At 34.8% G+C, this 10,000-nt stretch carries 8 protein-coding genes (1 of these 8 cut by a window edge); all 8 read left to right on the forward strand.

Features of this window, described 5'->3' with window-relative positions; all coding sequences use genetic code 11:
• Window positions 1–1,341 (forward strand): chromosomal replication initiator protein DnaA (gene dnaA / locus HHU08_RS00005; protein WP_407939786.1); only part of this gene is annotated, 1,341 nt, incomplete at its 5' end.
• 196 nt (window positions 1,342–1,537) lie between these two features.
• The gene (dnaN, locus tag HHU08_RS00010; protein WP_016201468.1) at window positions 1,538–2,671 is read left to right on the forward strand and encodes a DNA polymerase III subunit beta; all 1,134 of its coding nucleotides are present in this window, start codon (window positions 1,538–1,540) and stop codon (window positions 2,669–2,671) included.
• Between the two features lie 217 nt (window positions 2,672–2,888).
• On the forward strand, window positions 2,889–3,101 hold the full coding sequence (yaaA, locus tag HHU08_RS00015) for a S4 domain-containing protein YaaA (protein ID WP_016201467.1): 213 nt from the start codon (window positions 2,889–2,891) through the stop codon (window positions 3,099–3,101).
• 14 nt (window positions 3,102–3,115) lie between these two features.
• Window positions 3,116–4,234 carry a DNA replication/repair protein RecF gene (recF, locus tag HHU08_RS00020; protein ID WP_169187563.1) on the forward strand — a complete coding sequence of 373 codons (1,119 nt, stop codon included), beginning with the start codon at window positions 3,116–3,118 and terminating at the stop codon, window positions 4,232–4,234.
• 15 nt (window positions 4,235–4,249) lie between these two features.
• Window positions 4,250–4,486, forward strand: coding sequence for an extracellular matrix regulator RemB (remB, locus tag HHU08_RS00025; protein ID WP_169187564.1), 237 nt, complete (start codon window positions 4,250–4,252; stop codon window positions 4,484–4,486).
• Window positions 4,487–4,551: 65 nt separating this feature from the next.
• Window positions 4,552–6,483, forward strand: a complete 1,932-nt coding sequence (gene gyrB, locus HHU08_RS00030; protein WP_169187565.1) for a DNA topoisomerase (ATP-hydrolyzing) subunit B — start codon at window positions 4,552–4,554, stop codon at window positions 6,481–6,483.
• 166 nt (window positions 6,484–6,649) lie between these two features.
• Window positions 6,650–9,157, forward strand: coding sequence for a DNA gyrase subunit A (gyrA, locus tag HHU08_RS00035; protein ID WP_169187566.1), 2,508 nt, complete (start codon window positions 6,650–6,652; stop codon window positions 9,155–9,157).
• A 320-nt stretch (window positions 9,158–9,477) separates the two neighbouring features.
• On the forward strand, window positions 9,478–10,000 hold the 5' end (the start) of the coding sequence (locus HHU08_RS00040) for an HD-GYP domain-containing protein (protein ID WP_169187567.1). It continues 557 nt past the right edge of the window; the window shows 523 of its 1,080 coding nt (coding positions 1–523); the start codon lies at window positions 9,478–9,480; the stop codon falls past the right edge of the window.

The raw sequence follows: 10,000 nt of genomic DNA on the forward strand, positions 1-10,000 counted from the left end.
TTGAAAAATATAACGGATCTCTGGAATAATGCATTAAGCACAATCGAAACAAAGATTAGCAAACCTAGTTTCGATACATGGCTTAAACCTACAAAAGCTCATTCCTTGCAAGGAGATCTTCTAGTTGTTACAGCACCTAATGAATTTGCACGGGATTGGTTAGAAGAAAGATACTCTCAACTTATTGCTGAAATACTTTATGAAATCACTGGAGAAGAACTCCTTGTAAAATTTATTATTCCTCAAAATCAAATAGAAGAGGAATTTGATCAGCAAATCTCTACCAAACAAAAGAAAAAAGAAGAAGAAGTTACGGAACAAACAATCTTAAATTCTAAATATACTTTTGATACTTTTGTCATTGGCTCTGGGAATCGCTTTGCCCATGCAGCTTCCCTTGCTGTTGCAGAAGCTCCTGCAAAAGCATATAATCCTCTATTTATTTATGGAGGAGTTGGTTTAGGAAAGACACACTTAATGCATGCAATCGGTCATTATGTTTTAGATCATAATCCATCTGCTAAGGTCGTTTATTTATCTTCTGAAAAATTCACGAATGAGTTTATTAATAGTATCCGTGACAATAAGGGTGCTGAATTCCGTGATAAATACAGAAATGTAGATGTTCTTTTAATAGATGATATTCAGTTTCTTGCTGGAAAAGAATCAACACAAGAAGAGTTTTTTCATACGTTTAATACCTTACATGAAGAAAGCAAGCAAATTATTATCTCTAGTGACCGTCCTCCAAAAGAGATTCCAACACTCGAAGATCGATTGCGTTCTCGTTTTGAATGGGGACTTATTACAGATATTACCCCACCAGATTTAGAAACACGAATTGCTATTTTAAGAAAAAAAGCCAAAGCTGATGGACTGGATATCCCAAATGAAGTAATGCTTTATATTGCTAATCAGATTGATACTAATATTCGTGAGTTAGAAGGGGCACTTATTCGAGTGGTGGCATATTCCTCTTTAATTAATAAAGATATTAATGCTGATTTAGCAGCGGAAGCCTTAAAAGATATTGTTCCAAGCTCTAAACCACGAGTAATAACCATTCAGGATATTCAAAAAGTGGTAGGTGAGCATTTTAATATAAAGTTAGACGACTTTAAAGCCAAAAAAAGAACAAAGTCAATTGCATTTCCAAGACAAATTGCCATGTATTTATCAAGAGAATTAACGGATTTCTCTTTACCAAAAATTGGAGAGGAATTTGGTGGTCGGGATCATACTACCGTTATCCATGCCCATGAAAAAATCTCAAAAATGCTTTTAACCGATTCACTTCTTCAAAAACAATTAAAAGAAATAAATGAACTTTTAAAAGTTTAGATAGAATAGTGTGTATAACTTGCATGAATTTAAACACAGTCTATCCACATGTGGATAGACTGTGTTTCCTTGCTTAAATCCAGTTATCCACATACTAACAGGGCCTACTACTGTTACTACTATTTTTTTAAAATATATTATTAAAATAATCATTTAGAACTGCTATTAAAAAATTATTAAATCGGAGGATCAATTAATGAAATTCATCATCCAAAAAGATCATCTTGTTCAAAGTGTTCAAGATGTAATGAAAGCAATCACTAGTAGAACGACTATCCCTATCCTTACAGGAATCAAAATTGTTGCAAGTGAAGAAGGAGTCACACTAACTGGGAGTGACTCAGATATCTCTATCGAATCTTTTATTCCTAAAGAAGAAAATGACCAAGAAATAGTAGAAATCCAACAAACTGGCTCTATTGTTTTACAAGCGAAATTTTTTAGTGAAATTGTTAAAAAGCTTCCTACTAATCAAGTTGAAATTGTAGTAGATAACTTACAAACAACCATTCGTTCTGGAAAATCAGAATTTAATTTAAATGGACTCGATTCAGAAGAGTATCCGCATTTGCCACAAATTTGGGAACAAAATTCTATTAAAGTTCCGACAGACTTATTAAAAAATATTATAAAACAAACTGTTTTCGCAGTGTCCACGTCAGAAACACGCCCAGTGTTGACAGGTGTAAACTGGAAGATAGAAAACAATGATTTAATCTGTATTGCAACAGATAGTCATCGGCTTGCTTTACGAAAAGCAAAAATAGAAGCGGCAGCAGAACAGTCCTTTAATATTGTCATTCCGGGTAAAAGTTTAAATGAGCTAAATCGAATTTTGGATGATCATGATGAGCCTGTAGAAATTTTCGTTACAGAGAATCAAATTTTATTTAAAACAAAACATATTCTATTTTTCTCTCGTTTGTTAGAAGGGAATTATCCTGATACAAACCGTTTAATTCCAACCGAAAGTAAAACTGATATTGTTGTAAATTCGAAAGAGTTTTTACAATCAATTGACCGTGCCTCTTTATTAGCTCGTGAAGGGCGAAATAACGTGGTGAAATTTTCGACAATGGGCGAAAATGTGATAGAAATTTCTTCTTTTACTCCTGAGATAGGAAAAGTAATGGAAGAATTAGTCAGTGAGTCTATTAGTGGGGAAGAATTAAAAATTTCTTTCAGTGCAAAATTTATGATGGATGCATTGAAAGTTCTTGAAGGATCCGAAGTTAAAATTAGCTTTACTGGAGCAATGAGACCATTTGTTATTCATCCAACAAATGATGACTCCACATTACAGCTTATATTACCAGTAAGAACTTATTAAAAGTATTGGGTGTTCTATTTAATGAACACCCAATTTTCTTTATATAAAGCGAATGTATGAATATGCAAAAGAATTAATAAGTGGTTTGGTATCGTGTTTTCACGTGCTCATTTTGAATATTACTTACTTATTTATAGAAATATTACACTTTTCTTTGTGTATCAATTAATTATTTAGTAGAATAGAAAGATACGATTAAAGTTGAGAGAGTGAAAAAATGAATAATCAAATTAAAATCGATACGGAGTACATTACGTTAGGTCAATTTCTAAAAGTAGCAGAGTTAATACAATCAGGTGGAATGGCGAAATGGTTCCTAGGTGAATACGAGGTATTTGTAAATGGGGAACAAGATCAACGCAGAGGAAGAAAGTTAAGAAGTGGTGATGAAATAAATATTCCTTCATTTGGCAAGTACACTGTTTTATAAAAGGGTGAAACCAAATGTATATTGATGAGTTGCTTTTAAGAAATTACCGGAATTACGAGGAACTGGATATTTCTTTCGAAAATAAAGTGAATGTAATTTTAGGAGAAAATGCACAAGGAAAAACCAATGTGATGGAATCTATCTATGTGCTAGCTATGGCGAAGTCTCATCGTACGTCAAATGATAAAGAACTTATTCGCTGGGATCAAGAGTATGCTAAAATAGAAGGTAGATTAGTAAAGACACATGGGAAAGTTCCCATGCAGTTAGTTGTGGCTAAAAAAGGGAAAAAAGCAAAATTTAATCATATAGAGCAACGTAAATTGAGTCAATATATCGGCAATATGAACATAGTTATGTTTGCGCCTGAGGATTTAAATTTAGTAAAAGGCAGCCCACAAATCAGAAGACGATTTATTGATATGGAGATAGGGCAAATATCACCTGTATATTTGCATGATATGGGACAATATCAAAAAATTCTACATCAGCGAAATACCTACCTAAAACAACTACAAACAAATAAACAAACCGATCATACGATGCTTGAGATTTTAACAGAGCAATTTATAGATATGGCCGTTAAAATTGTAGCAAAGCGTTTTGAATTCCTGCATTTGCTGGAAAAGTGGGCAGTTCCGATTCATAAAGGAATATCTCGTGGCTTAGAAACCTTGGAAATTCGCTATAAACCTTCAGTTGATGTATCAGAAGACCAGGAATTGTCGAAAATGAAAAGTATATACGAAGAAAAATTCCAAAATCTAAAAAAACGAGAAATCGATCGAGGAATATCCTTATTTGGTCCTCATCGTGATGATATGATGTTTTATGTGAACGATAGAGATGTACAAACCTTTGGTTCACAAGGACAGCAAAGAACGACCGCTTTATCAATAAAAATGGCAGAGATAGAATTAATCTTTTCAGAAATACGTGAATATCCAATTCTGCTTCTAGATGATGTTTTGTCTGAATTAGATGACTACCGTCAATCTCATTTATTAAATACCATTCAAGGAAAAGTCCAAACCTTTGTTACAACAACAAATGTTGATGGAATAGACCATCAAACATTAAAAGAAGCCGCTACTTTTCAGGTTGAATCAGGAACAATTAAAAAGATTCAATAGCTTTGAGGTGAAAGAGTGTACGTTCATATTGGGGAAAATATTCTTGTACGAACTTCAGAAATTATAACTATATTAGATAAACAGACAGTAGAGTCATCTCCTATTTCAAAAGAATTTTTAGAACAGCAGAAAGCAATGATTAATGGGAAAAGTTCATCTTATAAATCTATTGTTATTACGAAAGATACTATCTATTTTTCGCAGATTGCTTCTAATACGTTAAAAAAGAGAACAGTCCAGTTGATGGTTTAAGAATACTTATGGATGCAAAATGAAATGAAAAATTTTTTGATGTCAATGAAAGTTAGGTGATCAATATGTCAACGGAACAAAATCCAGTTGAACAACAATCATATGATGAAAGTCAGATACAGGTTTTAGAAGGCCTAGAGGCTGTAAGGAAAAGACCAGGGATGTATATTGGGTCAACAAGTGCACGAGGTTTGCATCATTTAGTGTGGGAAATCGTTGATAACAGCATTGATGAAGCCTTAGCCGGTTTTTGTAATGAGATCAATATCATTATAGAAAAAGATAATAGTATTACGGTTAAAGATAATGGTCGTGGTATTCCTGTTGGTATTCAGGAGAAAATGGGAAGACCAGCCGTGGAAGTAATCATGACTGTGCTTCATGCCGGAGGAAAATTTGGTGGCGGGGGCTATAAAGTATCTGGTGGACTGCATGGTGTAGGGGCTTCTGTAGTTAATGCTCTGTCAACCGAGCTAGAGGTTTTTGTTCATCGAGATGGAAATATTTATTACCAAAAATATCAAAAAGGGGTTCCCGCTGCCGATTTAGAAATTATCGGCGAAACAGACAATACAGGGACTACTACACACTTTAAGCCAGATAGTGAGATTTTTAAGGAAACATTAGAGTATGATTATGAAACTTTAGCTAATCGTGTCCGAGAGCTTGCTTTCTTAAACCGTGATATTCGCATTACGATTGAAGATACACGTGAAGGTATGGAAAAAAGAAAAGAGTACCATTATGAAGGTGGTATAAAATCATACGTTGAGCATTTAAATCGTAACAAAGAAGTGCTTTTTGAAGAACCGATTTATATTGAAGGAGAAAAAGATGGGATTACTGTTGAAATCTCTTTCCAGTATAATGACGGCTATACAGGTAACATTCATTCTTTCGCGAATAATATTAATACACACGAAGGGGGAACACATGAGTCTGGATTTAAGACAGCTCTTACTCGTGTTATTAATGATTACTCAAGAAAAAATAATTTGTTAAAAGAATCAGATGCAAATCTTTCTGGTGAAGATGTAAGAGAAGGACTTGTTGCAATTGTTTCCGTTAAGCATCCAGACCCGCAATTCGAAGGACAAACGAAAACAAAATTAGGAAATTCGGAAGTTCGTGCGATAACAGACACTGTTTTTTCCGAACATCTTGAGAAATTCCTATTGGAAAATCCTACCGTAGCTCGCAAGATTGTAGATAAAGGGCAAATGGCTTTAAGAGCAAGAATTGCAGCGAAAAAGGCGAGAGAATTAACAAGACGAAAAAGTGCTCTTGAAGTTTCAAGCTTACCAGGGAAATTGGCGGATTGTTCTTCCAGGGATCCTAAGATTAGTGAGTTATTCATTGTAGAGGGTGACTCGGCAGGTGGTTCGGCAAAATCAGGACGAGATCGTCATTTCCAAGCGATTCTGCCATTAAGAGGTAAAATCCTTAATGTTGAAAAAGCAAGACTAGACCGAATCCTATCGAATAATGAGGTTCGTTCGATGATTACTGCAATTGGCACTGGAATCGGTGATGATTATGATATTTCAAAAGCGAGATATCATAAAATTGTTATTATGACAGATGCTGATGTCGATGGTGCTCATATTCGAACATTATTGCTAACCTTCTTCTATCGCTATATGAGAAAGATAGTCGAAGCTGGTTATATCTACATTGCGCAGCCGCCTTTATATAGCATTAAGCAAGGGAAAAAACTTGAATATGCATATAGTGATAAACAATTACAGGAAGTGCTAGCTACATTGCCAGCTAATCCTAAGCCGAATATTCAACGTTATAAAGGATTAGGAGAAATGAATGCAGAGCAATTATGGGATACAACAATGGATCCTGAAAGAAGAGTGCTCTTGCAGGTAAGTTTAGATGATGCCATTGAAGCAGATGAGACGTTTGAAATGCTAATGGGTGATAAAGTAGAACCGCGTAGAAACTTTATCGAAGAAAATGCTACCTATGTAAAAAATCTAGATGTTTAAAAGATAGGAAAAGAAATCTGGTGCTGATTAAATTGGCACCTTGTGTGTTTCTTTAGAAGTTAGTTATTCCTATTAATCATAAGGAATTCGATTAGATTTACTTATTCTCTTATTAGTTTAGTAAGAAAAAAGATTATCTAGTTGTTTCTTAAGGAGGTTCCTTTCCATGGCTGATATGCCAAATTCTCAAATTAAAGATAGAAATATAAGTAAAGAAATGCGAGATTCATTCTTAGATTATGCAATGAGTGTTATTGTTTCGCGTGCTCTTCCAGATGTACGTGATGGATTAAAACCTGTACACAGACGTATTTTATATGCAATGCATGATCTTGGAATGCATTCTGATAAACCATTTAAGAAGTCTGCACGTATCGTAGGGGAAGTAATAGGGAAGTACCATCCACATGGTGATAGTGCTGTTTATGAGACAATGGTTCGTATGGCTCAAGATTTTAACTATCGTTATATGCTTGTAGACGGACATGGTAACTTTGGATCTGTTGATGGTGATTCAGCTGCAGCAATGCGTTATACGGAAGCAAGAATGTCTAAAATAGCTATGGAGCTATTACGCGATATTAATAAAGATACGATTGACTATAGACCCAACTTTGATGGCGAAGAAAAAGAACCAGTAGTTTTACCTTCTCGTTTTCCTAATCTACTTGTAAATGGTACAAGCGGGATAGCGGTTGGGATGGCTACAAATATCCCTCCTCATCAATTAGGTGAGGTAATTGATGGTGTTCTCGCTGTAAGTAAAAACCCAGATATTACTGTTCCTGAATTAATGGAAATCATACCAGGACCAGATTTTCCTACATATGGAATGATTGTTGGGAGAAGCGGAATTAGAAAAGCCTATGAGACTGGTAGAGGCTCTATTATATTAAGAGCAAGGGTAGAAATTGAAGTGAAGCCTAGTGGTAAGGAAGTTATTATCGTTAAAGAAATTCCTTATCAGGTCAATAAGGCAAGACTAGTAGAGCGTATTGCAGAACTAGTCCGTGATAAGAAAATTGATGGAATCACTGATTTGCGAGATGAGTCTGACCGTACTGGAATGCGTATTGTAATTGAAGTTCGGAAAGATGCAAATGCTAATGTTCTCTTAAATAATCTATATAAGCATACGGCAATGCAGACAAGCTTTGGTATCAACCTACTTGCACTAGTAGATGGCCAACCAAAGGTACTTAATCTAAAACAATGTTTGGCATATTATCTTGATCACCAAAAGGTAATTATTCGTAGAAGAACAGAATTTGAATTAAGAAAAGCAGAAGCTAGAGCTCATATACTCGAAGGTCTTCGTATTGCCCTAGATCATTTAGACGAAGTAATTAGTTTAATCCGTAGTTCCCGTACAACAGATATAGCACGTGAAGGATTAATGACGAATTTTAATCTTTCTGAGAAACAAGCTCAAGCTATCCTGGATATGCGTTTACAAAGATTAACAGGATTAGAAAGAGAAAAAATTGAAGATGAATATCGAGAGTTAGTTAAGTTAATCGCTGAATTAAAAGCTATTCTTGCAGATGATGAAAAAATCTTAGATATTATTCGTGAAGAGCTTTTAGAAGTGAAGGAACGCTTTAACGATAATCGTCGTACAGAAATTATTGCTGGCGGAATTGAAAATATCGAAGATGAAGATTTGATTCCTGAAGAAAATATTATTATTACCTTAACTCATAATGGTTACATTAAGAGACTACCAGCTTCTACTTACCGAGCGCAAAGACGTGGTGGACGCGGAATTCAGGGTATGGGTACGAATGAGGATGATTTCGTTGAACAGTTAAGCTCAACATCTACCCATGATACTATTCTATTCTTTACGAATAAAGGGAAAGTATACAGATTAAAAGGGTATGAAATCCCTGAATTCAGTCGAACAGCAAAAGGTATTCCAATTATTAACCTATTAGGTGTTGAAAAAGACGAGTGGGTAAATGCCATCATTCCAGTTTCTGAATTTGTAGATGATTGGTATCTATTCTTTACTACAAAAGAAGGAATATCTAAACGTTCTCCATTATCATCTTTTGCCAATATCCGAAACAATGGCTTAATCGCTGTTAATTTAAGAGAGGGCGATGAGTTAATCGCTGTACGTTTAACAGATGGTTCAAAGGAAATGATAATTGGAACGAAAAACGGCTTACTTATTCGTTTCCCAGAAACAGATGTACGCTCTATGGGTAGAACAGCAACTGGGGTGAAAGGTATTACACTTTCATCTGATGATGAAGTGGTAGGTATGGAAGTTCTAGAAGAAAATTCAGAAATACTAGTTGTTACACAATATGGATACGGAAAAAGAACGCCGATAGATGAGTACAGAGTTCAAGGTAGAGGCGGAAAAGGGATTAAAACATGTAATATCACCGATAAAAATGGAAATCTCGTATCCATGAAGGTAGTTAATGGAGAAGAAGATTTAATGATTATCACAACAGGTGGTGTTTTAATCAGAATGGCCGTAAGTGATATTTCTACAATGGGTAGAAGCACTCAAGGTGTTCGATTAATTAAATTAAACGAAAATGAAAATGAATTTGTAGCTACTGTTGCTATCGTTGAGAAAGAAGAAGAGGAAGAAGCAGAACTGTATGAAGAAACGCAACAAGAATCTTCAGAAAATGACGCGGATTCAAACGAATAATATTTTGAGGATGTCTTTAAGGGAAACCATAAAGGCATCTTTTTTTAGGCTGTTTTCATAAAGTTTGTTGCGATTATTCGCAGCCGGAATACACTTCGCTTTCCGTGGGGCTAAGCTTAAGCCTCCTCACTTTGCCTCCGGGGTCTCAGGCTGTCTCACTAATCCTCGTGGCGTCTACGTGTATTCCGGCTGCTCCATTTTCCGTAAATAAGTGAAGTAATTCTTCGGTTTTAGGTGAAAAGTCTGAATAAAATGGGTTACATTTCAAAAAAAATACATTAAAATAGTAAAAAAGTCCGTTTTTGAAAGGTGATTTTCAAATGATCGTTAATGTAGAAGAGTTAAAGGCAGGAAGTATTTTAGCAGAAGATATATATATGCGAACTAATAGGCCAATTATTACAGCAAAAACAGTTTTAGCAGAAGAACATATCAAGATATTAAAAGCTTTCTTAGTAGAGAAAATTCCCGTTCAAAACACACAAATAGATGGTACGAAGATGAACCAGTCTAATACATCTATTCATAATAAAGGCGAGAAAGGAATTAAAAGTGATTTTATAGATCTTTTTTTACACACAGTTCAATTGTACAAAAAGGAGTTTATCTCTTGGCAATCTGGGTTATCTGTAAATATAGCGAATATTAGAAATATACTTCTCCCCTTGTTAGAACAGTTAAAGGATGGCTCAACAGAAATATTTTCTCTTTATCACTTATCGAATAAAAAAGAATATATATATCAGCATTCAATTGCTGTAGCAATTATTAGTGCTCTTATAGCTCAAAAATTGAACTATAACTATCGAGATACAATTCAAGTAGCGTTGGCAGGCTGTTTAA

This window comes from Niallia alba, assembly GCF_012933555.1.
Taxonomy (GTDB): Bacteria; Bacillota; Bacilli; order Bacillales; family Cytobacillaceae; genus Niallia; species Niallia alba.